The organism is Fodinicola feengrottensis (genome assembly GCF_010993775.1).
In the GTDB taxonomy this organism is placed as follows: Bacteria; Actinomycetota; Actinomycetes; order Mycobacteriales; family HKI-0501; genus Fodinicola; species Fodinicola feengrottensis.
Window position 1 is genome coordinate 21,772 of sequence record NZ_WOTO01000005.1, and the last position, 25,057, is coordinate 46,828.

General features: G+C 67.3%; 29 protein-coding genes, 1 tRNA gene and 3 pseudogenes. 13 read left to right on the forward strand and 20 right to left on the reverse strand.

The window, feature by feature from the left end; all coding sequences use genetic code 11:
• The first annotated feature begins 45 nt into the window (after positions 1-45).
• Positions 46-1,227, forward strand: a complete 1,182-nt coding sequence (locus tag GNX96_RS05570; protein ID WP_163567280.1) for an NAD(P)/FAD-dependent oxidoreductase — start codon at positions 46-48, stop codon at positions 1,225-1,227.
• Here the strand turns inward: GNX96_RS05570 and GNX96_RS05575 are convergent.
• The 5 genes and pseudogenes from GNX96_RS05575 to GNX96_RS05590 form a co-directional block, all read right to left on the reverse strand.
• Positions 1,221-1,877 carry an endonuclease V gene (locus GNX96_RS05575; protein ID WP_163567281.1) on the reverse strand — a complete coding sequence of 219 codons (657 nt, stop codon included), beginning with the start codon at positions 1,875-1,877 and terminating at the stop codon, positions 1,221-1,223. The genes GNX96_RS05570 and GNX96_RS05575 overlap by 7 nt on opposite strands.
• A gap of 4 nt (positions 1,878-1,881) precedes the next feature.
• Entirely contained in the window at positions 1,882-3,099 is a 1,218-nt protein-coding gene (locus GNX96_RS05580; RefSeq protein WP_390623936.1) for an FAD-dependent monooxygenase, read from the reverse strand.
• A gap of 91 nt (positions 3,100-3,190) precedes the next feature.
• Positions 3,191-3,316 (reverse strand): annotated as a pseudogene (locus tag GNX96_RS62630) (FAD-dependent monooxygenase); the annotation flags it as partial.
• Positions 3,309-3,989, reverse strand: a complete 681-nt coding sequence (locus GNX96_RS05585; protein WP_163567282.1) for a VC0807 family protein — start codon at positions 3,987-3,989, stop codon at positions 3,309-3,311. The pseudogene GNX96_RS62630 and the gene GNX96_RS05585, both read right to left, overlap by 8 nt.
• Positions 3,990-4,000: 11 nt before the next feature.
• Entirely contained in the window at positions 4,001-4,624 is a 624-nt protein-coding gene (locus GNX96_RS05590) for a TetR/AcrR family transcriptional regulator (protein ID WP_163567283.1), read from the reverse strand.
• Positions 4,625-4,990: 366 nt separating this feature from the next.
• Between GNX96_RS05590 and GNX96_RS05595 the strand changes: the two genes are divergently transcribed.
• Positions 4,991-6,979, forward strand: a complete 1,989-nt coding sequence (locus tag GNX96_RS05595) for a hypothetical protein (protein ID WP_163567284.1) — start codon at positions 4,991-4,993, stop codon at positions 6,977-6,979.
• 6 nt (positions 6,980-6,985) lie between these two features.
• On the opposite strand, the gene GNX96_RS05600 is transcribed toward GNX96_RS05595, so the two are convergent.
• The 3 genes from GNX96_RS05600 to GNX96_RS05610 all read right to left on the reverse strand — a co-directional run bounded on the left by GNX96_RS05600 (position 6,986) and on the right by GNX96_RS05610 (position 8,927).
• Positions 6,986-7,351 carry a cupin domain-containing protein gene (locus GNX96_RS05600; RefSeq protein ID WP_163567285.1) on the reverse strand — a complete coding sequence of 122 codons (366 nt, stop codon included), beginning with the start codon at positions 7,349-7,351 and terminating at the stop codon, positions 6,986-6,988.
• A 3-nt stretch (positions 7,352-7,354) separates the two neighbouring features.
• Entirely contained in the window at positions 7,355-8,311 is a 957-nt protein-coding gene (locus GNX96_RS05605; protein ID WP_163567286.1) for an aminotransferase class IV, read from the reverse strand.
• Between the two features lie 121 nt (positions 8,312-8,432).
• Positions 8,433-8,927, reverse strand: a complete 495-nt coding sequence (locus tag GNX96_RS05610; RefSeq protein WP_279579468.1) for a TetR/AcrR family transcriptional regulator — start codon at positions 8,925-8,927, stop codon at positions 8,433-8,435.
• 56 nt (positions 8,928-8,983) lie between these two features.
• On the opposite strand from GNX96_RS05610, the pseudogene GNX96_RS62635 reads away from it, so the two are divergent.
• Both GNX96_RS62635 and GNX96_RS05620 read left to right on the forward strand, forming a co-directional pair.
• Positions 8,984-9,777, forward strand: a pseudogene (locus GNX96_RS62635) (crotonase/enoyl-CoA hydratase family protein).
• Between the two features lie 159 nt (positions 9,778-9,936).
• A complete protein-coding gene (locus GNX96_RS05620) occupies positions 9,937-10,278 on the forward strand; it encodes a hypothetical protein (RefSeq protein WP_279579469.1) in 342 nt (113 codons plus the stop codon).
• Positions 10,279-10,326: 48 nt separating this feature from the next.
• Here GNX96_RS05620 and GNX96_RS05625 read toward each other — a convergent pair.
• From GNX96_RS05625 to GNX96_RS05670, 11 genes and pseudogenes are all read right to left on the reverse strand, one after another.
• Positions 10,327-10,399, reverse strand: a tRNA-Leu gene (locus GNX96_RS05625).
• Between the two features lie 31 nt (positions 10,400-10,430).
• Positions 10,431-11,054, reverse strand: a complete 624-nt coding sequence (locus GNX96_RS05630; protein ID WP_163567288.1) for a copper resistance CopC family protein — start codon at positions 11,052-11,054, stop codon at positions 10,431-10,433.
• A gap of 61 nt (positions 11,055-11,115) precedes the next feature.
• A complete protein-coding gene (locus GNX96_RS05635; protein ID WP_163567289.1) occupies positions 11,116-11,850 on the reverse strand; it encodes a YcnI family copper-binding membrane protein in 735 nt (244 codons plus the stop codon).
• Between the two features lie 131 nt (positions 11,851-11,981).
• A pseudogene (bcp, locus tag GNX96_RS05640) lies at positions 11,982-12,456 on the reverse strand (thioredoxin-dependent thiol peroxidase).
• A gap of 76 nt (positions 12,457-12,532) precedes the next feature.
• Complete coding sequence (locus GNX96_RS05645; RefSeq protein ID WP_163567290.1) at positions 12,533-13,291, reverse strand: DsbA family protein; 759 nt, start codon at positions 13,289-13,291, stop codon at positions 12,533-12,535.
• Positions 13,292-13,397: 106 nt separating this feature from the next.
• On the reverse strand, positions 13,398-13,859 hold the full coding sequence (locus GNX96_RS05650) for a MauE/DoxX family redox-associated membrane protein (RefSeq protein WP_279579470.1): 462 nt from the start codon (positions 13,857-13,859) through the stop codon (positions 13,398-13,400).
• Between the two features lie 122 nt (positions 13,860-13,981).
• The gene (locus GNX96_RS05655; RefSeq protein ID WP_313885591.1) at positions 13,982-14,863 is read right to left on the reverse strand and encodes a zinc-binding dehydrogenase; all 882 of its coding nucleotides are present in this window, start codon (positions 14,861-14,863) and stop codon (positions 13,982-13,984) included.
• Positions 14,864-15,097: 234 nt separating this feature from the next.
• Entirely contained in the window at positions 15,098-15,436 is a 339-nt protein-coding gene (locus tag GNX96_RS05660) for a hypothetical protein (RefSeq protein ID WP_279579471.1), read from the reverse strand.
• Positions 15,394-15,852 (reverse strand): hypothetical protein, encoded by a 459-nt coding sequence (locus GNX96_RS49115; RefSeq protein ID WP_279579472.1) that lies wholly within the window; start codon positions 15,850-15,852, stop codon positions 15,394-15,396. Before GNX96_RS49115 ends, GNX96_RS05660 begins: the two co-directional genes overlap by 43 nt.
• Entirely contained in the window at positions 15,792-16,271 is a 480-nt protein-coding gene (locus GNX96_RS05665; protein WP_163567293.1) for a hypothetical protein, read from the reverse strand. The genes GNX96_RS49115 and GNX96_RS05665 overlap by 61 nt, the downstream gene beginning before the upstream one ends.
• A 202-nt stretch (positions 16,272-16,473) precedes the next feature.
• A complete protein-coding gene (locus GNX96_RS05670; protein ID WP_163567294.1) occupies positions 16,474-17,355 on the reverse strand; it encodes a LysR family transcriptional regulator in 882 nt (293 codons plus the stop codon).
• Between the two features lie 72 nt (positions 17,356-17,427).
• Between GNX96_RS05670 and GNX96_RS67075 the strand changes: the two genes are divergently transcribed.
• The 7 genes from GNX96_RS67075 to GNX96_RS49130 all read left to right on the forward strand — a co-directional run bounded on the left by GNX96_RS67075 (position 17,428) and on the right by GNX96_RS49130 (position 23,307).
• Complete coding sequence (locus tag GNX96_RS67075; RefSeq protein WP_452124463.1) at positions 17,428-18,339, forward strand: dihydrodipicolinate synthase family protein; 912 nt, start codon at positions 17,428-17,430, stop codon at positions 18,337-18,339.
• Between the two features lie 44 nt (positions 18,340-18,383).
• On the forward strand, positions 18,384-19,052 hold the full coding sequence (locus GNX96_RS05680; protein ID WP_163567295.1) for a hypothetical protein: 669 nt from the start codon (positions 18,384-18,386) through the stop codon (positions 19,050-19,052).
• On the forward strand, positions 19,037-19,429 hold the full coding sequence (locus GNX96_RS05685; protein WP_163567296.1) for a hypothetical protein: 393 nt from the start codon (positions 19,037-19,039) through the stop codon (positions 19,427-19,429). The genes GNX96_RS05680 and GNX96_RS05685 overlap by 16 nt, the downstream gene beginning before the upstream one ends.
• A 260-nt stretch (positions 19,430-19,689) precedes the next feature.
• A complete protein-coding gene (locus tag GNX96_RS05690) occupies positions 19,690-20,910 on the forward strand; it encodes a hypothetical protein (protein WP_163567297.1) in 1,221 nt (406 codons plus the stop codon).
• A gap of 572 nt (positions 20,911-21,482) precedes the next feature.
• Positions 21,483-22,145, forward strand: coding sequence for a sugar-binding domain-containing protein (locus GNX96_RS49120; RefSeq protein ID WP_279579473.1), 663 nt, complete (start codon positions 21,483-21,485; stop codon positions 22,143-22,145).
• Positions 22,146-22,264: 119 nt separating this feature from the next.
• Complete coding sequence (locus GNX96_RS49125) at positions 22,265-22,885, forward strand: glycoside hydrolase family 2 TIM barrel-domain containing protein (protein WP_279579474.1); 621 nt, start codon at positions 22,265-22,267, stop codon at positions 22,883-22,885.
• A gap of 68 nt (positions 22,886-22,953) precedes the next feature.
• A complete protein-coding gene (locus GNX96_RS49130) occupies positions 22,954-23,307 on the forward strand; it encodes a hypothetical protein (protein WP_279579475.1) in 354 nt (117 codons plus the stop codon).
• On the opposite strand, the gene GNX96_RS49135 is transcribed toward GNX96_RS49130, so the two are convergent.
• Positions 23,304-23,483 carry a hypothetical protein gene (locus GNX96_RS49135; RefSeq protein WP_279579476.1) on the reverse strand — a complete coding sequence of 60 codons (180 nt, stop codon included), beginning with the start codon at positions 23,481-23,483 and terminating at the stop codon, positions 23,304-23,306. The two genes, GNX96_RS49130 and GNX96_RS49135, sit on opposite strands and share 4 nt — an antisense overlap.
• A 26-nt stretch (positions 23,484-23,509) precedes the next feature.
• Here GNX96_RS49135 and GNX96_RS05700 point away from each other — a divergent pair, with 26 nt between their 5' ends.
• Both GNX96_RS05700 and GNX96_RS05705 read left to right on the forward strand, forming a co-directional pair.
• Positions 23,510-24,445, forward strand: coding sequence for a hypothetical protein (locus GNX96_RS05700; protein WP_163567298.1), 936 nt, complete (start codon positions 23,510-23,512; stop codon positions 24,443-24,445).
• On the forward strand, positions 24,333-25,046 hold the full coding sequence (locus GNX96_RS05705) for an FUSC family protein (RefSeq protein WP_279579477.1): 714 nt from the start codon (positions 24,333-24,335) through the stop codon (positions 25,044-25,046). Before GNX96_RS05700 ends, GNX96_RS05705 begins: the two co-directional genes overlap by 113 nt.
• Positions 25,047-25,057 lie beyond the last annotated feature (11 nt).

Consider the following 25,057-nt stretch of genomic DNA (forward strand, 5'->3'; position numbering starts at 1 on the left):
GCAAGTCAGCAGGTGACGAGAGCGGTGATGCGACGGTGACTACGGGTGCCGGGGATCGTGCTGGTGGGCGCGGGACTCGCCGGCGTAAGGACCGCCGAGCAGTTGCGTCGCGCTGGTCATAGCGGTCCGATCACCATGCTGGGCGCCGAAGTGCATCCGCCGTACGACCGGCCACCGCTGTCGAAGGAAGTTCTGCGCGGCGACCGAACCGCGGCCGACGTCGTGTTGCAGGACACTGCGTTCTTTGCCGACAACCAGGTCGAGCTGCGGACCGGCGTACGAGCGATCGGCGTCGACACCGAGAAACGGCTCGTGTCGCTGGAAAACGGGCCGGCGGTGCCCTATGAGGAGCTGGTGATCGCCACTGGCCTGGTGCCCCGGCAACTGCCGGCGGCAGCCGGCCTCGCTGGCCTGCACGTGCTGCGAACTGTGGACCACAGCCTGCGAATCCGGGAGTCGGTGGGCAGCGGCCCGGCGCTGATCGTCGGCGCCGGTTTCATTGGTTGCGAGGTGGCCGCGAGCCTGCGGGCGCTGTCCGTGCCGGTGACCATCGTCGACCCACTGCCGGCCCCGCTGGCCGGCGCGGTCGGCGAGACCATCGGCCGACTGGTGGCTCGGCTGCATGTCGAGGCCGGCGTGGACCTGCGCTGTGGGGTCGGGGTCGCGGAGATCCTCGACGACGGCGCCGGCCGGGTGTCGGGGGTGAAACTGAGCGATGGCACCGAGATCGCCGCCCATCTGATCGTCAGCGGCATCGGCTCCAGGCCGGCGGTCGAATGGCTTGCCGGCTCCGCCATCGAGGTGGCGAATGGCATTACGTGCGATGAACGCGGTCGTACGAGCGCGGACGGTGTGTGGGCGCTCGGCGACGTGGCCGCGTGGTTCCGCCCAGCGTTGGGAAAACACGTCCGGGTCGAGCATTGGACCAATGCCGGCGAGCAGGCCTCGGTGGTGGCCAGCGATATCGTCGGCGGCGACCAGCCGACGCGCCCACCGGTGGTGCCCTACTTCTGGAGTGACCAGTACGGCCTGAAAATCCAGGCGTTGGGCGACATCGACCCGTCCGAAGAGGTGCGGGTGTTGACTGACGACGGCCGCCGATTCCTTGCCGTGTATGTGAATGACGGCCGGATCACCGGTGCGGTGGGCTGCGGCCGGGCTGGTCAGCTGATGAAGCTGCGACCGCTGATCGCCCGCCAGGCCGCACTTTCGGAGATCCCTCAGTAGAGCGCGAGCGCGGCGCGGGACAGCCGGTCGGCATGTCGGATCGGGTCCGGCAAACGAAAACTCGAGCAGGCTGCCAGCACGATGTCGCAGCTCTGCTCGAAACCCACTCGGTGGCCGGGGGAGACATACATGGGTTTGACGTTGTCCTGCGTCCGCAGCACATGCCCGATCAGCTCGCCGTTGTCCAGCAGCGGGGCCTGATCTCCACGGTGCGGGCCGGGTTCGCGGTGTTCGCCGATGAAACGGGTCTTGGCGCAGCCGATCGCCGGCAGTCCAGCGCGAATGCCGAGATGGCAGGCCGATCCGCAGCGCCGCGGGTGGGCGATGCCCTGCCCGTCGACCAGCAGCAGGTCAGGCTGGTTTCGCAGCTGTCCAAGGGCTTCCAGCAGGGCGGGCACTTCGCGGAAGGCCAACAGCCCTGGCACGTACGGGAAAGTCGCCACCCCGTGCACGGTCGATTCTTCCAGGATCGCACCGGTCTCCAGGTTCAGCAGCACCGCGGTGGTCGCGATCCGGTCGGAGCCGACGGCGTACGAGATGTCCAGACCGGCGACCGTTCTGGGCATCGGGATCTGCGCTCGCGGCACCTCGACCTGGCTGGCCAGTCGCTGCTGCAGCTCCTCAGCTTGCGCGATGCTGACCGGCTCCATGGTCTTATGATCCGATGTGGACGGTCGAACGCATGTGTTGGGGTGCGCCGAACCAGTGCCGCTCGGCCGCGGACAGGGACTCCGCGCGGTCGCCAGCCCAGCAGACATAGCCATCCGGTCGCACCAGAAATGCCGTGTCCACGGCCGCGGTCAAGGGGTCGATGCGGCCATCGTCGTACGAGCGTTCTTTCCAGCCGTCGCTGACGAACAGCGCCCGGCCGAGCCGGCAGTGATCGGCCAGCTGGCTGCCGTCGGCGAGCGTGCGGTCCGGCATTCTGCGGCCCAGCAACTCCGCATCCCCGCCAGGCATCCGATACTGGATGTCGAGCCCGGAGATTTCGCCAGCGAGCCGACGATTCGCCGCCGGGTCGGCGAGCAGATCGGTGACCATTGCCCGCAGGGCCTGGATATCGGGGTCCGGCACCGTCAGCACGCCCTGCGCCCGGGTGTTCGCGAGCACTGCCGCGGCGACCGGGTGCCGCTCGTGATGGTACGTGTCGAGCAGCCCGGGAGGTGCCCAGCCGGCCACCGTCGCGGCGAGTTTCCAGCCAAGGTTGAAGGCGTCCTGCAATCCGAGGTTCATGCCCTGGCCGCCGGCCGGCAGGTGGATATGCGCGGCGTCACCGGCCAGCAGAACCCGCCCGATCCGGTAGCGGTCGGCCTGCCGGGACGCGTCGCCGAATCGGGACGCCCAGCGCACCTCGCCCACCACCGCCTCCGGTCCGTACGCCGCGGTGATGGCCTCCTGGACTTCCTCGATCGGCACCGGCGTTTGTGGTGCCCCGCTCCCTCCGAACAGGAACCGGTGGACGCCGTCGCGCAGCGGGAGCAGATAGCCGCCGGTAGTGGGCAGCTCCCATTGGTCGGAGATTCCCGCTGGCCGCTGGGAAAACGTGAGGTCGGCGACCGCGAGCTGAATCCGGGCGTCGCGACCGGGAAAGCCGAAACCAGTGAGCTTGCGGACCGCGCTGTGCGCGCCGTCGGCGCCCACCACGTATTTCGCGCTGATATCCGGGTGACCGTCGACGATGGCGATGACTTTCTCTGCGGTTTGGGAAAGTCCGGTCAGCTGCCGGCCGCGTAACACCGGGATGTCGTACGTTGCCAGGTGTTCTTCGAGAAAACGCTCGACATCGGCTTGCTCGACACCGATCTGGAAGGGAAATGCGGTGTCGAAAACGCTGTAGTCCAACCGGATCCCGCCGAAATGGCCGGATGGCACGGTGGCGTGTTCGTACGTCCGGATCGATTCCAGCCACCCCGCGTGAATGCAGGATCTCGGCCGATCGTGGTTGCAGGCTAAGGGCTTTGGATTGTCCGGTGCGTACGGGCAGCTGGTCGATGACGACGGTGCGGATGCCGGCCAGGCCCAGCTCATTCGCCAGCAGCAGTCCGGTTGGTCCCGCTCCGACGACCAGGACATCGATGAGATCAGGCACGGAGATCCACCTTTTTGGTGTAGCCGAAGTGGAAGGCGACCAGGATCGCGAGCACCGCGTAGAACTGACCGGTGCCGACGACCGGGATCAGGTCGATGGGCAGCGTGTATGTCAGGACGAGGCCGACGACGCAGTCCACCAGCAGTCCCCAGCCCCACACCGCGGTCAGGACCCGGGTGCCGCGACGGAACTTCTGGTCGTGGTTCCACCGGCTTTCCCACACCCGCGCGCCGGCCTCGCCGGTCTTGGTGACCGCGATCGTCCGGCCGAGCACCAGCAACGCCGGCTTTCCGACGAAAATCGAGACGATCATCCAGACACCCAGCAGGCCGACGAAAACCCCGGCCCAGCCTTCCCGTACGGCCAGCGCTCGCGGGCTGCCGGTGAGCAGGCCGATCACCAGGCTGAAAACCAGGATGCTGACGGTGAACAGCGCCATCAGGTCGACTTTTCCCCGCTTGGCAAGCTGATAAACCGCTCGCGGCACGGCCGCCACGATGCCGGCGATCAGCGCCCACCACTGACTCACCCCAGCGGCGCGCAGCCCGTAGTAGAGCGCCATCGGCAGCGCGAGGTCCAGTGCGAGGGTCGCGATGTTGGCCCGTACCAACCGGCGTACGCCGTCGGCCCGGTCGACCGCCGGGGCAGGGGCGTTGGTTTCGGTCGTATTCATGAAAACTCCGATCACGGTCGGGTGGCACGGTGGAAGAGGTCGGCCAACTCGCGGCCGCAGTGCGAAAGGTCGAGGCGGTCCTGCCCGGCGGTGTGGCGGGTGACCACAGCGTCGATGGAGCCCTGGATCGCGATCGCCATCACCTGTGGGTCGAAGGCGCCGAACTCGCCGGCCTGCTGGCCGGCGCGCAGATGGTGCTCGAGGATTTCCACGCCAGCGGTCAAGAATCGGGCGTCCGCCACCGGCTCGCCGTCCGGTGACTTGGCATTGGCCAGAATTTCCACCAGTGCGCGCAAATCCGCGGCTCGCTCGACCAACAGCTCCACATTGGACTCGATGCGGGCCCGGAGCATCGCCGGATAGCTGGACTCGGCCCGTACTCGTGGCTGGATGTATTCGGACGCGGTTCGTACGACATCTGCCACCACCGCGCGCAGCAGGTCTTCCTTGCCGGCGAAATGGTACGAAATCATGCCGGTGCTGCTGAGGCCCGCGGTCTTGGCGATCTTGCTGAACGACGCCTTCAGGTAGCCGACCTCGGCGATGGTCTCGATCGCCGCGGCGACGATCTGGGCCCGCCGAGCCTCCTCGGTGAAGGTCTTACCCTGCTCGTTCGTCCTCGCGTTTGCTTGCATGAGCAAAACTTAGCACAGCTGAGCAAGAATCTCAAATGTATAGGTCTACCTGCGGTTATGTAGTTGAACCGAGGCGGGAAGTACTGGCCAAGCGCCTGTGGTCGAAGCTGTCGACCTTCCCGAGGCAACCGTGCGGCATCCGCCGAGTGTCCGGATTGCCCATTGACTGGTGGGGAGCGCTGGGTATGGTCCGGCAGGCGAAGGCGACGAGGAGGCTACAAATGGAAAACGCCAGTCATATCAACGAAAGTAGCAGACTTTCGATCGATCGATCGCCGCAGTCTGCTGAAGATCGCGGCGGCCGCCGGTTTTCTTCCCTTTCTGAGCGCCACCAGCGCGGCCGCGAGTACGAAGCCAGTGGTCACCATGTGTTCGGGCCTGCCGCTGACCTCCGACCCGGCCTTTCCGATCGGGGCGTTCTGGCCGCCGTCGATGCAGTCGGCGTTCAACACCCTCGCTCGTTTCCAGGAAATGAAGGACGCTGGGTTCACGTTTTCCTTCATTGGCGCCAGTGATGACGACGACCCGGCTTACATCAACTCCAGCCTGTCCTTTTTGGACCAGGTCGGGCTGAAGGCGCTGGTGGTCAACGGCCCGGAGCGGGCGGTGCAGGTCTACCCGAACTACACCTCGCACCCGTCGTTCGTGGGCTTCCGGCTCTACGACGAGCCGGCGCCAGACGCCTTCGCCGACCTCGCCACCGGCACGGCGGCGGTGCGCGCGGCGGTGCCTACCCTGCTGCCGTACATCAACCTTCCACCCGGCGGCGGCGAGGATTGGCGGCGGTACGTTCAGCAGTTTGTCGGTCAGGTCAACCCGTCGCAGCTCTCGTACGACCGGTATCCGTTGAACAGCGACGGTTCCGACGATCCCGGCTATTTCGCCGCCTGGCAGGACATGCGCTCCGCGGGCCTGGGCACCGGACTCGCCACCTGGATCTACATCCAGAGCCTGCCGTTCGAGGGGCACCGGAGTCCGTCCGCGGCCGAGCTTGGCTGGCAGGTCAACGTCAGCCTCGCGTACGGGTGCAAGGGCATTCAGTATTTCTGTTACTGGACACCGCGGGATTCCGGTGGCGAGACCTTCGGGCCGGCGCTGATCGACTTCAACGGGAATCGAACGCCGATCTACGACGCGGCCAAGGCGCTCAACACCGGCTGGCTGACCCCGGTCGGCGCGGCCCTCAAACCGCTGGTGTCCGAGCAGGTGGTGCACGCCAACGAGTCGTCGCTTCCGGCTGGTGCCCTGGGTTTCAGTCCCGATGTGTTTCTCAGCGGCACCGGCGGTAGCCCTGTCATCCTCGGACGATTTCGCAGTGCCGACCGCAAATCGCGCACCCGGTGGCTGCTGGTGGCGAATCGCTCGCACAGCGGCACAGCGCAGACCACCATCAATGTCAACACCGCGACGGTCACCGCGATCTCCCGGTTCGACCCGGCCACCAGCACGTACGTGGCACAGTCGAATGCGGCCAGGATCGCCGTTAGTCTCGCGCCTGGCGCCGCCGCGCTTTTCCGTCTCGACGCCACCGGGGCGTCGTTGGATCCGCAGGTGCAACTCGTGCTGGTCTCGGGTGGGACGATTTACCACGCGATCCAGCAGGTGGGCGGCGGCTGGAACGGCCCTAATCCGCTCGGCGATCCGGCCCGTCTGGTGGCGATTTCGGAAATCAATGGTGCGATGAACCTGATCGAGATTGCCGATGACGTGGTTTATCACCGCGTACGAGCAGTCGACGGCAGTTGGAGCACCCGGAACGAGTTTGGCGCGCTCGCGTCCATCGCCTCGGTGGCGACCGCGGCGGTGGTGGGCTCGCTGCAGGTCGTTTTCGTTTCCAGCGGAGTGATTTTCCACGCGATGCAGCATCCCGACGGCAGTTGGGACGGCCCCAACCGGTTGGGCGACGCCGCCAACCTCGTCGCCGCCACCGAACTGCACGGCACCCTCAACCTCATCGAGATTTCCGGTGCGCAGATCTACCATCGCGTTCGGTACGGCAATGGAGAATGGAGCAGCCGCAACCTGTTCGACACCGTAAACGGCATCACATCAGTGGCGGTCACCGCCGTCGCAGGGGAAATGAATGTGGTGCTGGTCGCCGGAGGGCAGGTTTATTACGCCATCCAGCACGTCGACGGCAGCTGGCAATGGCCCACCGCGACCGGCGACATGGCCGACCAGGTCGCCGCGTCTTCGGTCGGCGATGAGCTGCAGATCACCGAAATCTCCGGTGGGCAGGCGTACGTACGAACGCGTCACGGGGACGGCAGCCTGAGCCCCCGAACCCCTGTTGGTGGACCCGGCCAAATCACCGCTGCCGCCACCACCGGCCGCTCACCAGCGCCCTGCATGTAGTGGGTTTTATGCCTGGTGGGGCCAGATCGGGGTGGCCGGACCAAGGAGTGGGAGGTTGGCCCAGTCGGCGCGGCCGGGGGCGTACGCTTCGGCGACGACCGCGCCTTCGGGGCCAACTTCGGCGTGATGCGGCACATTCGAGAGAATCCGCCAACTCCCGCCGGGTCCGAGAACTCGAGTTTGGTCGCCCACGGTGAAAGTGACGGTGCCTTCGATCACGAATCCGATCTGTTCGTTGTCATGCACGTGTTCGGGCACGTGTTTTCCGGCGGCGATTTCGATGATGGCGAGCGTCATCCGTTCGCCCTCCACCATGCGGGCCGTCACGCCGTCCCAAATCTCGCGTCGCCCGACCTCGGCCAACTCCCGCATTGATCACTCCTTTTCGTAGACCGCGGTTGTCCATTCCTGATGTTGCGTGGTTTGCCTGCGAGCGATGGCCTGTAGATCGTGTCGAAGCCGCAGGGCTTGCTCACCAGGTCGGCCAGACCCGATCCGCCGACCGTCAATGTCCACCACTGAGCTGACGATGGACGCTGTGCCGCAGAGAAGAACCTCGTCGGCGGCGTAGTAGAGTTCGGAGCGGTGAACGCGCCGTTCATCGACTTTGGCGGTGGTGATCTCGGGAATGAGCTCCAGGAGTTGCTGGCGAGTGATGCCCGCCAGAATGTCATCAGTCCCGATCGGAGTGCTCCAAGTTTTCCCAAAACGCACCATAATGTTGGCAGTGGTCGCTTCGGCGACGAACCCGTCGCCGGTGAGCATTAGCGCTTCGTCGTAGCCGGCTCGGACGGCTTCTGTCTTGGCCAGCGCCGGTCCGACATAGCTGCCGATCACCTTGGCGCGAATCGGTGTGCTGGCGTCGCTGGCCCGCCGCCAAGTGCTGACCATGCAACGGAGGCCCGACGGGTTGGCATAGTCACCGACAACTGGGGTTACCGCGATGGACAAGCGGGAGTCGATGTCGTGCATGCGTACCGGCAGGACTTCCCCCGAAAGCAACAGGAGAGGGCGTACGTACGCATCGGTGCGAACGTCGTTTGCGCGAAGCAAGTCGTGCGTCATCGCGACCAGTTCGTCGACGCTGAATCTCAGCGGCAGTCCAAGAATCCGCGCCGAGCGGTGCAGACGCTGGTAGTGCGCGGCGCCTTCGAATAGATACAGCTGTTCGTGCTCGGCGTTCCAGAATGCCCGGATGCCCTCAAAAGTGCCAGTTCCGTACGACAAAGCGTTGGCGTGCACGCTGATCCGCGCCTCGTCGGCCGGCACAATCTCGCCTTCGACGGCGACCTGGGGGCAGGGTGCGCCAAAAGGGTTGTGAACGTTGGTCATGGCCACCTCTCGCACCTCACTGAAACACTCGTTTCAGTGAGGTTAGCAGAGGTCTAGGCGTTCAGATAGGCCTCCACGGCAGCGGTTGTACGCGCGGTGTCGCCGGTCGCCAACAGGTCCATCAAAGCGCCGCGCAACACCGAAAGGGCGAGAGTCCGCTCGGCCCGACCGGCCGCGGTGGCGCGGCGGGCGCGAGGTTGTGCGGCCGCGAGGACGGCGAGCCAGTCCTGGACAGTTGCTGCTGTGCGAAATCGGCCCATGGCCCCGTTGGTTCGGTCAGGGATCGGGCGTAGGCCTGGAGCCAGAGGGCGAGCAGCGGCCGGTGTGATTCGGCCGACAGCCAGGCCCAGGTGGTGCGTACGACGGCCGCGAACCCATCGTCCTGCGAGGTGCGGCGAAGAAGCTCGAGCTCGTCCGTACGGGCGCGGTCCAGCAGCGCGCGGACCAGCCCTTCCTTGGACTCGAAAAGGTAGAGCAGCACCCGCGGGCTGGATCCGATCGCAGCCGCGAGCGGCCGCAGCGAGAGGTCGCTCAGGCCGTTTTCCAGCGCGTACTCGTAGGCGCGTTCCAGCAGTTCTCGCTGCCGCACTGAAGGGGGTCGCGTCTGTTGGGTCACCGCGCTATGGTCCCACCGAAACGACTGGCGCCGAGGGACATAGTGGAGCGTGGTGGATGAGCGATCGAGTCAGCGTCGACAGCGACGGTCAGGTGTTGCTGATTGGCATTAACCGGCCAGCCAAAACGCAACGCAATGCGTTCGACCTCGCGACGATCGCCGAACTTTCCGCCGCGTACGAGCGATTCGCCGCGGATCCACAGATGCGGGTCGGCGTTCTGTATGGCCACGGCGAGCATTTCTCCGCCGGACTTGACCTCGCCGAGGTCGGCCCGGCGGTGGCGAAGTCCGGTCCTCAGGCGCTGAAAGGACCCGGTCTGCACGACCCTTTCGGGCTGTGGGGGGTGAGCCTATTCCGAAACCCGTGGTGCTCGCTGTCCAGGGTGTTTCCTTTACCCTGTCGATAGAACTCGCGCTCGCCGCCGACATTGTGGTGGCCGCCGACGACGTGCGCTTCCGACAGTTGGAGATTGGCCGCGGGATAATGCCGTTTGGTGGTGCCACTTTCCGTGCGCCGGCGCAGCTCGGCTGGGGAAACGCCATGCGATTCCTGTTGACAGCTGAGGAGTTCGGGGCTGCCGAAGCTCTCCGCATCGGTCTGGTGCAGGAGGTCGTACCAGCTGGCCAGCAGCTTCAGCGGGCCGTCGAGATCGCCCAGATCATCGCTGCGCAGGCACCGCTGGGGGTGCAGGCCACCTTGGCCAACGCACGGATCGCTCGCAAAAGTGCGGAGCAAGCGGCGGTCGAACACCTGCGTCAGGTGGTGCCGGAGATCCTCGCCAGCGAGGATGCCGCTGAGGGGTTGAACAGTTTCGTTGAGCGACGAACGGCGACTTTCACGGGTCAATAGCCGCAGCGTGCACTGGTCTACAGCCTTCTGTCGAATGAGCGCTAAAACCGCTAGTTCGCTTAGAGTTCTTGTCTCCGAGCGCTTCACCGTTTCCTTCGAGCGTCTGGACCGGCAAAAGGCCAGTGCGGTTGCAGCCCTACGCGTGCGACTATCGGCGGCATGGAGACGTACGAGGGAACCGCTCAGCTTGAATGGTGGGTCAACCGCTCAACGTGCTTCGGCCACTTTCCCGCAACGGTCAGGGCCGATGCGCTTGACGGTGGCGGTTGGGATGTGCACGGCGCGCTCGTGGACGCCAGCGAACGCGAAAACCTGCAGCTCGCCTACTGGATAAGTCCGCTGTTCACTCTCCGGTTTCCCGATGACAGCACCTTCGACGTCGCCATCGAGCCAGCGGAATCTGGTTTCAGCGTCCGTGAATGGGATGACCGCGTACCCGATCGGGCCACGGTCTTTGTCTTCGACCCGGAGACTGATCTGCCGAATCCCGCGTCCGCATGAGCCGGGCAGGCTCCTCAGACCCTGCGCGGAGCGCGCCGGTGACCTACGTGGGGCCGATGAGAGTCGAACTCACACTGTCACGGACCTAAACCGTGTGCCTCTGCCATTGGGCTACGGCCCCCAGTCGCCGGCTCGAGAAACCGGCGGCTGGTTCATTCTGCCGTACGCCCCGCGTCGGCTGATCCACCGGACGGGTTGTCGCTGCCGGCCGCTTCGTCGCGGTGCCGACCGGCCGGTTCTTCCACCACCTCAGGCTCGGCGGGAGAAGGCTCGGCGGCAGGAGGCTCGGCGGGAGGCGTTGGACGGCGGCGGGACGCGAGGATGACCGCCCCGAGGGCCAACAGCAGGATGGCGATGCCACCGCCGATGACGTACGGGGTGACGCTGCCGCCGCCGGACGTGTAGGTCGACGGTGTCACCGGTACGCCGGGCGCGTTCGGGTCCTCCGGGCCGGGTTTGGTGGTCGTCACGGTGAACTTGATGTCCCCGGAAACCGGGTGGCCGTCCGCCGAGACGATCCGGTACGACGCGGTGTAGGCGCCGGTCACCGGGAGCGCCTTCACGTTGACCGACACCGACGTGTCGATGATCCGCGGCGCGCCGTCCTGATACTGCTTGCCGTCCGGGCCGGTCACCACGACCGCGGCGAAGTTGTTCAGCACCACGTCGTTGAAGGTGAAGGTGACCCGGGTCGGCGCCGCCACCGAGGCGCCGTTGGCGGGGCTCGACGAGATGAGTACGTCGTGAGCCGCGGCGGGTGCCGCGGTGGCCAGCACCCCGACAGGCCGAGCGTGACGGCCGCGGTGAGAACGCCGATCCGGCGTACCAGCCGACCTCTCACGAGTTCGCGGGCTTGCGCAACAAGGCCCAGGCGGCCACGCCGACGCCGGCTAGCCCAAACACCAGGCCGGCCGTGCCGAGGCCGCGGGCCAGGCCGTCGGAGCCGCTCGCGGAGGCGGTGGAATCAGAAGCTGACACGCCCATATTGTGACCGGCCGGTGCGTCGCCGTCAGCATCGGCACCCGCCGCCGCCGGGGTCACCGCGAAGGCCGGCGCGGGGTGTTCGGGCTCCTGCCCACCGGCCGGGGTGGGCTGGTTCCAGTTCACGATCGTGTTGTTCGAGTAGTACTGCGCGGTGGGGAACGACAGCTCCTTCGTACCGCTGGGCAGCGGCCCCGCCGACACGTCGAACTCATCGAACTGACCAGGCTTTATGCCCTGCCCGGCGGTCGCCGTCCAGGTGATCGTGCTGACCGCCTTGGTAATGGTGGCGTCGCCGATGTTGACCGGTTTGGGCAGCGTCACCAGGGTGGTCTCGGCCGTCCAGCCGGGGTGCGGCTTGATCGACACCGAGCGGAGCGGATGGTCGGTCGGGACGGTGATCACCAGCTTGTTGGTGTCCGCGTTTTCTTCCTCATTGGGCACCCGGAAGGTGAGTTTGGGGTAGCTGCCGGCGGCCGTCGAGTCCGGGATCACGTGGACGTGCGCGGACGCCGGCCCGGCGAAGGCGAGCGCGCTGCCGACACCGATGCCGGCGGCCAACGCGACCGCGGCCAGCCGACGGGGCCACATCCTGGGGGTCGTACGGGGGAGCGTCACTGGTCCCAACTCCTCGAGAAAAGTCCGCGGGCGCCGACGCTTTCGTGCCGCCGGCCTCGCAGTGCAAGTCGTCGCCGACTTTCCCGGAGTTCCAGTGACGTGCGTTATATCCCCAGATCGCGGCGAAGTTTCGCCACGTGGCCGGTTGCCTTCACGTTGTACATGGCGTGCTCGATCTTGCCCTCGGGGTCGATCACGAAGGTGGACCGGATCGGGCCGGTGACGACCTTCCCGTAGAGCTTGCGCTCGCCGTACGCCCCATAGGCCTTCAGCACGTCGAGATCCTCGTTGGACGCGAGCGGGAAGGTGAGGTGCTCCTTGTCCCGGAACTTGGCGAGTTTTTCCGGACTGTCCTTGGAAAGCCCGACGACCTGGTAGCCGGCCACGTGCAGCGCGTCCAGGCTGTCCCGAAAGTCGCAGGCCTGGGTGGTGCAGCCGGGGGTGAGCGCGGCTGGATAGACATACAGAATGACGTGCTTGCCGCGCAGGTCCTTGAGGTGCAGCCGCTCGCCGGTGTCGGTGGGTCAGGTCGAAGTCGGGCGCCGCGGCACCGGCCGCCAGCCGGTTCGTATCCGTCATGGCGCCACAGTACGACCCCACCCTGACACTCCGTCCGCGTACCCGACATTGGCCAACGCCGGGTACGCGCGGAGGACTACTTCTTCAGGGCCGCGTTGATCGCGTCGGTGACCTGCTGGGTGGTCGGCACGCTGTCGGCGGTGCCGCCGTTCACCACGGTCCCGTTGACCTTGACGGTCGGAGTGCCGGTGATCTTGCCCTTGGACGCGCTGTCGGTCAGGTGCGCCGTCCAGGCCGCGTATTTCCCGTCGTTCACGCACTTCTCGAACGCCGCGGCTGGCGCACCGGCCTGTTGGCCGAACTGGATCAGCTGAGTGTTGGTCAAGCCGGTGCTGTTCTCTTCGGGCTGGTTGTCGTAAAGGACCCCGCGATACTGGTCGAACAGGCCAGCATCCGCGGCGCAGGCCGAGGCGGCTGAAGCGCGCGACGAGTAGTTCGTACCCGACGAGAACCGGTCCAAATACGCCAGCGGGTGGTAATAGATCCGTACCGTGCCGGCGTCCACCATCTTCTGGATCGTCGGACCCGTGGTCGTCTCGAACTGGTGGCAGATCGGGCACATGAAGTCGATGTAGAGATCGACCGTCACCTTGGCGGTGGACTTGCCGACATACACACCGGTGACCGTGCCGCCCTTCGGGGCGGCCAGCGGCAGGGTCGGCTTGTGCGTGGAGTTGTACACCGTGACCCCGACGATGGCGGCGATCGCGAGCACCGCGATCACCACGACACCGACGATCGACGTGGTGACGATCCGCTGCCTGCGGCGCTGGGCGGCCAGCCGCTGGGCGGCGACCTGGCGGGCCCGGTTGGGTCGGCCGCTGTTCTTGCTCACTCGTTCTCCTCGTCCTCGTCGCCGTCCGCAAGATCGGCGGCGGTCAAACCGGATGTGCTCAGGTGGCGGATCAGCCCGTCCACCGACAGTTTCGACAGCGGCCAGATCACCAGCACGACAGCGATCGCGACGAAACCGAGGTCCCGGGCGATCTCGATCGCGTACTGCGGGTCGACGCCGGCGGCCAACTGCCCGCCGGAGGAGAAGCAGCCGCAGTCGATCCGCAGGCCCCGGACCCAGACCGAGATGATGCCGACGATGAGATGACGAACAGCAGCGCGGACGCGGCGGACATCAGCCGTACGCCGAGGCCGACGATCAACAGCAGCCCCAGCACCAGCTCCAGGAACGGCTGGCCAATGCCGATGACCTGCACCAACGTGTCCGGGATGCCCAGCTCGTACGCGCGCACGCTGCGGATGTTGTTGTCCAGGTCAGTGACCTTGGGCCAGGCGGCCAGGATCCAGATCACCGCGAGCGCGAGCCGCAGCACGGTGGACAGCCACGGCTGGGTCGCTGGCCACCAAGCCGTCCGACCGGCGGGTCGCTGAACGCTCACCTGCGTCATCAATCTGGTCCTATCGTCTCGCTCGTGGGCCCGAAAGGGCACCTTAGACGGTTAGACGCGCGAAGGTGCCGATTGGTTCTCGGTCCGGCCCACTCCTTGCCAGAGGGTACGCGGCGAGGACGTCACGCGTCCGGCTGCCGAGGGTCTACGACCACTTTGAGGTGGTTCTGCGGCTCCGCGACCAGCGCCTCGAAGCCGGCCTTGACCACGTCCGGCAGTGCGACCCGGTCGGTGATGAGCGGGCGTACGTCCACCCGGCCCGTCTCCAACAGCCGCACGGCGTCCGGGTAGTCGCTGGTGTACGAGTGGGACATCGAGGCCACCAGCTCCTTCTCGCTGCCGAGGAAGTCCAGCGGGTCGAAGGTGAGGTCGCCGGGATAGATCGCGACCAGCACGGTCCGGCCGCCGCGCCGGGTCAGCCGGATCGCCAGCGGGGTGGCGGCCCTCGCGCCCGCACAGTCGAGCACTACGTCCAGGCCGTGGCCGCCGGTCGCTGGTCCCGCCGCGGCCTCGGCCTCATCGGGGGTGACGGCCACCGCCGCGCCGAAGGAGGAAGCCAGCGCCCGCCGGCCGGGATGCGGCTCAACCAGCAGCACGGTGTCCGCGCCGGCGATCCGGGCCACCTGGGCGGTGAGCAGGCCAATCGTGCCGCCGCCGACCACTCCGACGCGGGAGCCGAGGCCGATGCCGCCGCGCCGGACGGCCCTTACCGCCACCGACAGCGGCTCGGCCAGCGCGGCCTGCTCGACCGGCAGCTCGTCCGCGTACGGGATGCAGCAGTATTCGGGCGCGGCCACAAACTGCGCGAGGCCGCCGTCCGTACGCTGGCCGAGCTGGCCGGAGAACGGGCAGATGTTGTGCCGGCCGGCCTTGCACCACTCGCACTCGCCGCAGAACAGGTTGCCCTCGATCGCCACCCGGGTGCCGGGCCGCAGCTTGACGCCGTCGCCGACCACCTCGGTGACCGTGCCGACCAGCTCGTGTCCGAGGGTCAGCGGCGCGATCGCACCGGTGAGCGGGAACGGCTGGTCGACGGGGGGTGAGCAGCGGGCCGTGCAGGTATTCCTCGATGTCCGTGCCGCAGAGCCCGCACGCGTCCACTCGGGCGATCAGCCAGCCAGGTGGGGGATCGGTCGGGACTGGTACCTCAACGACCCGGATGTCCTTACGGCCGTACCACCGTGCCGCGAGCAGACTGACCGGATCCGACCATGGTCGGCACTGTCTTCACTCGCGGTTCACCCTTGCCGTCTTCGGCTGGCGACGACGCACCAGACCGCTTCGATCACCACGACGATCGCCACCGCGAGCCCGATCAGGGTCGCCGTGGCGCTGATCAGCACCGAGTTGTCCGTGGTCCGGAGGCTGCCGCTGACCTGCTGGCCGGCCTGCCCGAAGCTGAACGGGATCGGTCCCAGGTTGAAGAATACGATCGAGGCGATCATGCCGAGCACGGCGCCCACAACGGCACCGCACGCCCAGAGCGCGTAGCGGTTGGGCAGCGTTCGTACGGCCACGTGGTCGTCGCGGGCCGTCAGCCGGGCCACCAGCGCCGCCACCAGAAAGAAAGCCAGCACCGCCGCCGCCTGCACATAGAGCCACGGCCGGGTCTGGTCGACCGCGTCAATGGTCCCGTTGCCGGCGAGCAGGTAGGACACCCCGAGCAGAAACGGTCCAGCGGCGCCGGCCAGCGCCGCCTCACCCCACGGCTGGTCCCGCCCCGCCGCCGCCCGACCCACGCGACGATCGCGGCCGGCACCATCGCGGCGACCGCCGCTTCGATGAACAGCGCACTGAAATAGCTCGGCGCACTTTCGGAGTCGACCAACCCGAACTGCAGCAATCCGAGCCGCGGGTTCCCGTTGCGGGCGAACAGCGACACGATCGCGAAGGCCACCGCCAGCGCCGTGCTCCCGGCGAGGCTGCCGCCGATCAACCGCAAATACGGCCGGACCGCGACCACCAACACTCCGACCACGGCCGCCGACAGCACCGCCAGAATCCGCCCAGCGGTGGCCGACGGCGTCGAAGCCATCCCGGACGCGTTTGCGCCGCGTGCACCACCAGCCAAATCGCCGCCGGCACCGCCCCCACCGCTACCCCGACCGTACTGAACCAGATCGGCCCTGGCGCGGACAGCCGGAAAACCCTTCTGGCCAGCCGATTCGCCGCCAGCCCACCGACACTCGCGGACAACATCACCAGCCACGCCATCGTCGTCAACTGGTTCGGCGACGGCTTCGCGCCGCCCACGCTGTCCCAGGAGTAAAGCCCCACCTGGGCCGCCCCGAGCCCCAACACCACCACCACCAGCACGACCGAGAAAACGATCGCACCGACGAAGGCGGTAATGCTCGCCGGCTGGACGCCCTCCGACGCCGCGGTCTTGAACGGCGCGGCCCGGGTTGTCATGTTTCAAGGGTAGTCGGCGGCGGCGTGGCCGCGCATCCATTCCACTACCCAGAGTTGATCAATTTTTGGGGTACGGCCGGGTGGTGCGGTCGGGCGGGATTTTCGTCGAGTGCGGGACAAAAACCCCACACTCGACGTCGAGTGTGGGGTTTTGTCCCGCACTCGACGCTGGACCCGTTGTCCGCGGGGCTGGCGCGACTCTCTAAAAGCCGGGCACCAATCCAGAGCAAACTTGCCGGAGAGCAGACACTCCGGCAACGACAGCGGGGTGCTCACCAGTCCCACGGCGGTACGCCACGAACGTTCGGCGCCGACTTTCCAGGGCGGTCAACACCACCCCGGCGGGCGGGTCGGCAGCGCCCAACTCGGGGACGAAAGCAACCCCCTGCCCAGCCGCGACCAGCGCCAACACCGTCGCGAAGTCGTCGGCGTGGTGTCGGGCGCGAGGGGTGAAGTCGTGGGCCTGACAGGCGCGGACCGTCATAGTGTGGCACAGGGTTTCCGGGCTGGCCAGGATCCAGGAAGCCGCACGGCAGTCGACGATGGTGGTGGAGCGCGTGGAGGCCAGATACATGGTTTCCACCAGCAAAGGAGTCGTCTCCAGTGCTGGGTCCGGCTCGACCGGCACATAGTCGTACGCGCTGATCAAACCCAGGTCGAGCTGGTCCGTACGCAGGGCGTCGGCGACGTTTGCGGGGTCGAGTTCGCGGACGGTGAGGTCGAGGCCGGGGTGATCGCGGCCGAGGGTGACCAGGGCGGCGGGCAGGATCGTACGCATCGCGGTGGAGAAGGCGCCGATGCGGAGGTGGCCGGTCAGGACTTCCCGGCTGGCGGCGAGGGCGGCGGTGGCGCGTTCCAGGTCGGCGAGGACGGCTTCGGTGTGGACGGCGAGCTGGGTGCCCGCTGGCGTGAGGGCGACGCGGCGGCCGGTGCGGTGCAGAAGCGGCACGCCGGCCTCCCGCTCCAGGGCGGCGAGCTGCTGGGACACCGCGGACGGTGTGTACGCGAGTGCCTGGGCGACGGCGGCGATGGTGCCGCGGTGGGAGAGCTCTCGCAGGAGGCGCAGCTTGCGTACGTCGAGCATCAGTTCAGCTTACGGTCGTCGGCACAAATGTGAACTGGACCTACCGAGCGGTGGAGCGGCAGCCTGGTGCGCATGGAAGGCCTCTTGATTCCGCTGATCACCCCGTTCGCCAAGGACGGCAGCGTCGCGCTGGACGCGCTCGAAGAGCTCGCCCACCGGGTGCTGGATGACGGCGCCGCCGGGCTGGTGCCGCTCGGTACGACCGGGGAACCGGCGACCCTGACCGCGGCGGAGAAGAACGCCGTCATGGACACCGTCGCCGCGGTCTGCCGCGACCGTGGCGCGCTCCTGATCGCCGGCGCCGGCTCTAACGACACTGCCGGGTCCGTCGAGGCAGTAAAGGCGTTGGCGAAGTGGCCGGAGGTGACCGCCGCGCTGACCGTCGTGCCGTATTACACGCGTCCCGGCGAGGCTGGTGTGGTCGCGCATTTCACCAGGCTGGCGGCCGAAAGTCCGGTGCCGCTGATGCTCTACAACATCCCGTACCGGACCGGCCAGGTGCTCGGCTGGCAGGCGCTCCGGCAGCTCGCGGCGGTGCCCGGCATTGTCGGGATGAAGCAGGCGGTCGGGGCGGTCGACGAGGACACCGTCCGGTTGATGGCCGACAAGCCTGAGTCGTTCGCGGTCTTCGCCGGCGACGACCTGTATGTGTCGCCGCTGCTCGCGTTGGGCGCCGCCGGCGGGATTCTGGCCTCTCCGCGCACGTCGCCACCGACCGCTTCGCCGCGCTGGTCGGCGCCTGGCGGGCCGGTGACGTGGCCCGCGCCCGGCTGCTCGGCCATCGGCTGGCGGCGCTGTCGGCGGCGATGTTCGCCGAGCCGAACCCGGTGGTGGTCAAGGCGGTGCTGCACGCCAAAGGGCAGATCCCGAGCCCAGGCGTACGCCTGCCACTGCTGCCGGCCAGTGCCGAGGCCACCAAAGCGGCGCTGCAGGCGTACGAACAGAGTGACTGCTGAGTCACGTGTGGTGAAAATCAGCTACTGAGGCTTATGCTCCCTATCGGCTGTTATGTCGGTAGGGAGTGTCTTATGGGAACGTCTCGTCAGTACGTACGGGCCGGGTCCGTGGTGGCCGCGGCCGCGCTGGTGGTGGGTGGCGTCGTGCCGGTCAGTGCCTCGGACGCGGTGATCGGGCAGCGGGCCGTCGCTTCGGTGGACGCGAGTGTGCCGTCCGACGCTCAGCTGGCCAGCGCGACGCCGCTGGAGCTGCTCAAGGCCGTCATCCGTTGTGAAGATGTCGGAGCGGACCAGCAGTACTGCCTGCATATCGGCTTCATGTCGCCGCGCCAGACGCCCGAGCAGGTGGACGCGATGCTGCGGAAAGCGTCGACCGGGCCGGACAGCGACGACGGGGTCGCGACGCTGCTCGGCGTCGCTCATCGGGTCGCGACCCGGCCGTACGACCAGCGGGCCGTCGACGAGAAGGCGGAGATCGCCGCCGCGGTCAAGCAGGCCAACGGGGTCGCGAAGACGACCCGGCACGTCATGTCGGCGGCTACCAGCTCGAGCATGCCGACCCGGCTGGTGCTGCCGATGGGGCTCCCGGAGCAGGACACCAACTGGTACTGCGGGCCGGCGAGCGTCGCCGCTGTCGCGTACGGGCACAGCACGACCGTCGATCAGAGCACCTGGGCGTTTCGGCTGGGGGCACCACCCAGGACGGCGGCACCGACGTGTCCCAGATGCCGGCGGTCCTGAATTACTACACCAGCAGGGGCGACAGCACGCCCTACACTGATATCTCCACCGGCGCCAGCAGCGCCAACGACTATTTGGCCTATGTGCGGGAAGCCATCTACACGAACAACCATCCGGCGATCCAGCAGGTCAAACTCTACAAAGCGTTTTTTTTCCCGTACGTACGGGTAAACCACGGCGGCCACTTCCAGCCGGTGAACGGATATGACACGGTCGCCCGGACGGTGATTTTCACCGAGGTCTACGACGAGGCGACCTACACCTCCGGCGGCGCGCACACTGGTGGGCCAAAAGAGCTGCCCGTCACCCTGGTTTTCGCGGCCAACCAGGCAAGTTACAACGCGATGCCGGGAGTTTTCGGGCGGTTGGTGATTTAAGTGCGTCGGCGCGGAGCTGTTGTGGCGGCGGCCCTGGTGGTACTGCTGGCCGGCTGCACCGCCGCGCCGCCATCCGCGTCCACCCCGTCTTCGACTCCGTCCTCGACCCCGTCGGCGCGGCCGCGCTGTCCGCGCCGGCGGTCAAGCAGGCGCTGTGGACTTTTCCCTTTCAGCGCTCGGAACCAGTCGTCTCAGGTGACGCTGGCCCGCTGCTCTACGACGGCCGCTATTACGTTCGGCCGGATCCCGCGAACCCGGCGGTGGCCACCATCCTGGACACCAGGACGAACAAGGTCGTCGTACGCCATCAGGTGCCGCATCGCGCGGACGGATGGCAGGTCGAGGACGTTTTTCTGACTGATGGCTACGCGATCGTGGTCGACGCGGATGCGGAACCGCCTTACCGCCCCAAACCCTGGTACGCGGTGACCCGCTACCAACTCTCCACCGGCACCGCCACCTCGGTCGCAGACCAGCCGCCGGTGTCCACTGTGGACCCGGAGGTGGTCGCCGGCGACGGCCGCTACGCATACGTCACTGATCAGGGTGGCCGCGGGTGTGTGGCGGTGGCGGACGTACGACAGGTGGCCGCCTCGGTACGGTACTGCGCTCCCGTCGGCTGGCTGCCGGGATTTCTGCGCACCGGGGATTCCTCGGTGACTTTCGCGGAGAATTCGGAGAACGCTTCGCAAAGTCGTCAGCCGGCGGGCTGTCGGCGGCTCGTACGACTGCCCAGTGGTGGCGCCGCGACGGACGTGCCGGCGTTAGCCGCCTGCCGACAGTATGCCGGCGCTGGGGTGGGGAACTGGTCGGCCTGGTCCGACGCGTCGGACGCGGACGCCGATGTCGAGCATGCGCCAGTGCTGGCCGCTGTTGGCCGGGCCTCGCCGTTCCGGGTGGATGTCGGCGTGGTCGGTTCGCTGCGTACGTGCGGAGACTGGGTTTATTACGACCACCGCGCGGATCCGTCGACGGTGGAGATTCGTCGGTGGCGGCCGGGCCACCCCATCGAGGTTATTTATCGCAGCCCAGGCGAAGAACTGTCGGCAACGACCAGCGTGGCATGTGCCGACGGATGGGTGAGCTTCATGCGGCAGTACACCGGCGCCGGTAGTCCACACACGGGACGTGTTGGCGGCGCAGGCCCGCGGCTAGGCCAAAACTCCAAGGTCAAGGGCGAAGGCAAGCCGAGGGCGAAGGTCGACGGTCAGGGTCAAGGGCGAAGGTCAAGGTCAAAAGCGGCGGTTGCCTCGGGGGAGGGTGGATCCCGGGTATTGCCGGTTGAGTTGCAACGTGGGGGCTTGGGTACGGGGGGTTGCGGTGGTCCGTTCTCCCCGTCGGCGCCCAAGGGCAGCACATTTCCTGGCCCGGCGGCGGAGCTTGGGTGCCGTGCCCCGGCCTGGGTGCCCCGCCGCCGGGCCAGGAAATGTGCAGGGCTGCGCCCGCCGACGGGGAGACCGGACACCTCGCGCTGTTGGTGATGACGTTGCTTAGTTCTGTGCCCTGTTTGTCGCGTTTCCCGAGCCGTTTCCCGGGTATCGCTCGCCGAGTGCGGGACCTTGTGCACCGCTCGACGTCGAGTGCGGGCTTTTGTACCGCACTCGACCCCCGACCTGTGACAGCTGGGGACTGGTGGGGCCCCTGCGGCGCGCTCGTCCCACTCTCCGGGACGATAGTTGTTGATCTTGGTTAGTTGGTCTACCCAAAACGGACATCGGCCTGAAATGCCTGGTTTGGGTAGGCAAACTAACCAAGATCAACAACGGATATCGCGAGGGGATGTGCTTTTCCCGCGAGTGTGGGCAGCGGCCCAACCACCCACCAACGCAACGACCAAACCCAAACCAGTTCTTCCTAGAGGCGCCGCCCGCAGGGCAGACCTTGACCTTCGCCTTTGACCTTGGGCGCGAGACCGCAGGCGGGCCGGAAAGGTCACGTTTGGCGGGAGCCGCATCCGGACAGTGGGCGGGTTACGATTGTCAGAGATGTACAACGTTGGAATGATCCTCTGGCCAGCAGTCACCCAGAGAACGGCAGGCAAGGTGCCCCAGTGGTGAGTAATCCTCCTTCACACCGGCCCCGACCGGAGTATCCGCGGCCCCAGCTGCGCCGCGATCGGTGGTCCAGCCTGAACGGCGAGTGGGCCTTCGGCTTCGACGACGATGGGGTGGGGCTCCGCGAGCAGTGGTTCGCGCTGACCGCGCAGGAACTCGCCGGCACTCAGCTTGACCAGCGGATTCTCGTCCCGTACGCGCCGCAGTCGAAGCTGTCGGGGATCGCGTCGGATGGTCAGCATGACCTGGTCTGGTACGCGCGGACGGTGACTCGGCCGGGGGACGCGCGCCCTGGCGACCGGATTTTCCTGCACTTCGGCGCGGCCGACTACCACGCGACCGTGTGGGTCAACGGCATCCAGGTCGCCGACCACCAGGGCGGGCACACGCCTTTCAGCGCGGACATCACCGACGCTCTGGATGCTGAGGGAGCGACATCGACACTGGTCGTGAGGGTCGCGGACCAGATGACCGCGCTCGACCTGCCGCGCGGGAAGCAATATTGGCTGCCCCAGTCCGAAGGCATCTTCTACACGCCAACCACCGGCATCTGGCAGAGCGTGTGGCTGGAGCCGGTGGCCCCCGCTGCACCTGACCGAGCTGCACCTGACGCCGGACCTGGACACCGGCGCCGCCGCGCTGGAGATCGCGCTGGCCGGTGACACCAGCGAGGCGCGGGTCGAGCTGCACCTGTCGCTGCATGGCGAGCCGGTACGAGTGGAGACGCTGACGCGCGGACGGGCCGCGGACCCAGCACACGCTGACCGTCCGCCGGCTCGACGTGGCCGCGCCGGGCGGGAATGTCGGCGGGTGGAACGGCTTCGCGGTGTGGAGCCCGGAACAGCCTGACTTGTACGACCTCAGAATCCGGGTTTATTCGCCGGACGGCATTCTCGCCGATGAGGTCGAAAGCTATTTCGGCATGCGTAGTATCGAGGCCAAGGACGGCAAAGTCCTGCTCAACGGCCGGCCCTATTTCCAGCGTCTGGTGCTGGACCAGGGATATTTCCCGGGCGGAGTGCTGACCGCGCCCAGCGACGACGACCTGCGCCGGGACATCGAGCTGGCCAAGGAACTCGGGTTCAATGGAGCTCGCAAGCACCAGAAGGTCGAGGATCCGCGCTGGCTCTACTGGGCGGACCGGCTGGGTTTCCTGGTGTGGGGCGAAATGGCGAACGCGTACGCGTATTCGCGTGACTACGTCGGCAGAATCACGTCCGAATGGCAGGAAGTTGTTCGTCGGGACCACAATCATCCCTGCATCGTGGCGTGGGTGCCGATGAACGAGAGCTGGGCGGTGCCGCAGCTGGACACCGACGAACGCCAGCGCGCGCGCGCACCTGCGGGCGATGTATCATCTGACCCGCTCGTTGGACGTTTCCCGGCTGGTCGTGTCCAATGACGGCTGGCAGCACGCGGACACCGATCTGTTGACCTTGCACGACTATCGGACCGGCGAGGGTCGTCGCGGTGAACTACCGCAGTCCGGCCGAGGCAGTGGCCGCCGAGTCGGCCAGCATGCCGGCCTTCGTACCCGGCAGCTCGTACTCCGGCCAGCCGATCCTGCTCACCGAATGCGGCGGTATAGCGTTCGCGGTGGACGGCGGCGGTTGGGGTTACACGACCGCCGAAGAGCCGGAGGAGTTCCTTGCCAGCTATCGCCAGCTCATCGAGGCGATCGTGGGTACGCCCGCAGTGCAGGGTTTTTGCTACACCCAGTTGACCGATGTGGAACAGGAAATCAACGGCCTGACGACCTTCGAACGAGTGCCCAAAGTGGACACTCACCGGTTGAGGGAGATCACTGAACTGCCACGTCCCTAGCCAGACCACATGATCGCCTGACTGGCAGAATGGCGAAGCGTGAGCATCGCCGGGAACGCGTACGGGCCCGTGCCGCGGGTTCGGGAGTTCCTCGGCGCGACCTCCGGCCGGCGGCTGCTCGCCTCCGATCCGGGCCTGAACAGGTTGCGGTACGCGATCGGTGTCGCGGCCAGCACGGCGATCGCGATCGGGCTGATCCTGGGTGCTGCTGCGGCCGGCGCCGCAGGTGGTGCTGCTCGGCGCCAGCGCGGCGATGATCTCGGCTTCCCAGCGGTTCGCGGCGACCCGTCTCAAACGCCTGGGCATCATCGCGTCGCTGTTCGTGCCGGCGGCTTTTTCGCTGACGGTGGCGACCCTGCTGTCCGGCTTCGCGATTGTCGCCGACCTGGCGTTCCTGGCGGTGATTTTCGCCGCCCTGCTGGCATTCGGCCGTCCGGTGTACGGGCAGCCGGCCGGCACGGTCGCCTTCATGATGTTCTTCTTCGCGCTGTTCATCCGGGCAAAACCACCGGAGCTGCCGGTCCTCTATCTGGCGCTGGTGATCGCGCTCGGGACCACCGCGGTGGTGACGGTCCTCGCCACCCGTACGTCCACCGCGCCGATGATCCAGCACGTTCGCCGCCGCTCCTACCGCGCACGACTCTCACAAGTCCTGGACGCGGCCCTGCGATTGGTGGAGCAACCGCGTCCGGACGTACGAGACGCCCGCCGGGTGCTGCGCCGGGTGGCGCGGCTGCATGAGGCGGCGCTAGTCATCGAGGCCGAGCTGGACGCCACCGGTGAGGGCGAGCTGGCGGGCCTGCAACGCCGGATCCTGGACTCCGAGCTGGCCGTCGAGCGGCTGGCCGCCGAGGTTGGTCAGGTCTACAAGCAGCGGATTCCGGTCGAGGACCGGAGGCCGCTGGCCGCGCAGCTGCATGAGCTGCGAGTGTGGATCGACTCCGGCGACCCGAACGCGCCGGACCGGCTGGCCGCGCGCTTCGGTCTGGCTGGACGTCGGTACGGCCGGCCCGGCGCGCAGCACCATGTGGGCGATCGCCGAGGTGGTGGAGGCGATCGAGCGGGCCCGCGAGCCCTTCGACGCCGCGGCAGCGCCGGCCGAGCAGCCGCCGGTCAGTCCCGCTCGACCCGCGGCTGAACCAGCGGCGACGCCGGCCAAACGTACGCTGAGCGACCGGCTGACGCCGACCGTACGACGAGCCATCCAGGCCACCGTCGGCTGCGGGCTGGCGATCCTGTCCGGCGAGCTGCTGTCCGAACAGCGCTGGTACTGGGCGGTGATCACCGCGTTCATGGTCTTCGTCGGCACTGGCTCGGCCGGCCAGACGCTGGTCAAGGGCTTCCGGCGAGTGGCCGGCACGCTGATTGGCGTGGTCGCCGGCACCGTGGTGGCGAGCCTGCTGGGCGGCCATCTGGAACTGGCCGTGGTGCTCGCCTTCGTCTGCATCTTCGCCGGCTTCTACGCGCTGACACTTTCGTACGGGCTGATGGTCTTCTTCATCACCGTCATGTTGGGCATGCTCTACAGCCTGTTGGGGACGTTTCACGCCGGAGTTGTTGCTGCTGCGCCTCGAAGAGACGGCGATCGGGGCTGTGTCGGGGATGGCCGCGGCCGGCCGTCCTCGTGTTGCCTACGACGGCCACCGCGGCCTCCCGGGAGGCCACCGCGAAGCTCCTGGAGGGCATCCGTGACTTCCTTTCCGACCTCGCCGGGGTGCTCGTTGACGCAGAGGCCCTGAACCTGGTGGAC

What these genes read in the sequence shown, in the direction of transcription:
- GNX96_RS05590 (WP_163567283.1), bottom strand. Translation starts at nt 4,624, where the DNA reads ATGCAAGCAAACGCGAGGACGAACGAGCAGGGTAAGACCTTCACCGAG.
- GNX96_RS05685 (WP_163567296.1), top strand. Translation starts at nt 19,037, where the DNA reads ATGCCGGCGGTCCTGAATTACTACACCAGCAGGGGCGACAGCACGCCC.
- GNX96_RS05680 (WP_163567295.1), top strand. Translation starts at nt 18,384, where the DNA reads ATGGGAACGTCTCGTCAGTACGTACGGGCCGGGTCCGTGGTGGCCGCG.
- GNX96_RS05600 (WP_163567285.1), bottom strand. Translation starts at nt 7,351, where the DNA reads ATGCGGGAGTTGGCCGAGGTCGGGCGACGCGAGATTTGGGACGGCGTG.
- GNX96_RS05635 (WP_163567289.1), bottom strand. Translation starts at nt 11,850, where the DNA reads ATGTGGCCCCGTCGGCTGGCCGCGGTCGCGTTGGCCGCCGGCATCGGT.
- GNX96_RS05575 (WP_163567281.1), bottom strand. Translation starts at nt 1,877, where the DNA reads ATGGAGCCGGTCAGCATCGCGCAAGCTGAGGAGCTGCAGCAGCGACTG.
- GNX96_RS05650 (WP_279579470.1), bottom strand. Translation starts at nt 13,859, where the DNA reads ATGACGCAGGTGAGCGTTCAGCGACCCGCCGGTCGGACGGCTTGGTGG.
- GNX96_RS05705 (WP_279579477.1), top strand. Translation starts at nt 24,333, where the DNA reads ATGTGGGCGATCGCCGAGGTGGTGGAGGCGATCGAGCGGGCCCGCGAG.
- GNX96_RS05605 (WP_163567286.1), bottom strand. Translation starts at nt 8,311, where the DNA reads ATGACCAACGTTCACAACCCTTTTGGCGCACCCTGCCCCCAGGTCGCC.
- GNX96_RS05665 (WP_163567293.1), bottom strand. Translation starts at nt 16,271, where the DNA reads ATGACAACCCGGGCCGCGCCGTTCAAGACCGCGGCGTCGGAGGGCGTC.
- GNX96_RS05620 (WP_279579469.1), top strand. Translation starts at nt 9,937, where the DNA reads ATGGAGACGTACGAGGGAACCGCTCAGCTTGAATGGTGGGTCAACCGC.
- GNX96_RS05670 (WP_163567294.1), bottom strand. Translation starts at nt 17,355, where the DNA reads ATGCTCGACGTACGCAAGCTGCGCCTCCTGCGAGAGCTCTCCCACCGC.
- GNX96_RS67075 (WP_452124463.1), top strand. Translation starts at nt 17,428, where the DNA reads ATGGAAGGCCTCTTGATTCCGCTGATCACCCCGTTCGCCAAGGACGGC.
- GNX96_RS05585 (WP_163567282.1), bottom strand. Translation starts at nt 3,989, where the DNA reads ATGAATACGACCGAAACCAACGCCCCTGCCCCGGCGGTCGACCGGGCC.
- GNX96_RS05595 (WP_163567284.1), top strand. Translation starts at nt 4,991, where the DNA reads ATGTGTTCGGGCCTGCCGCTGACCTCCGACCCGGCCTTTCCGATCGGG.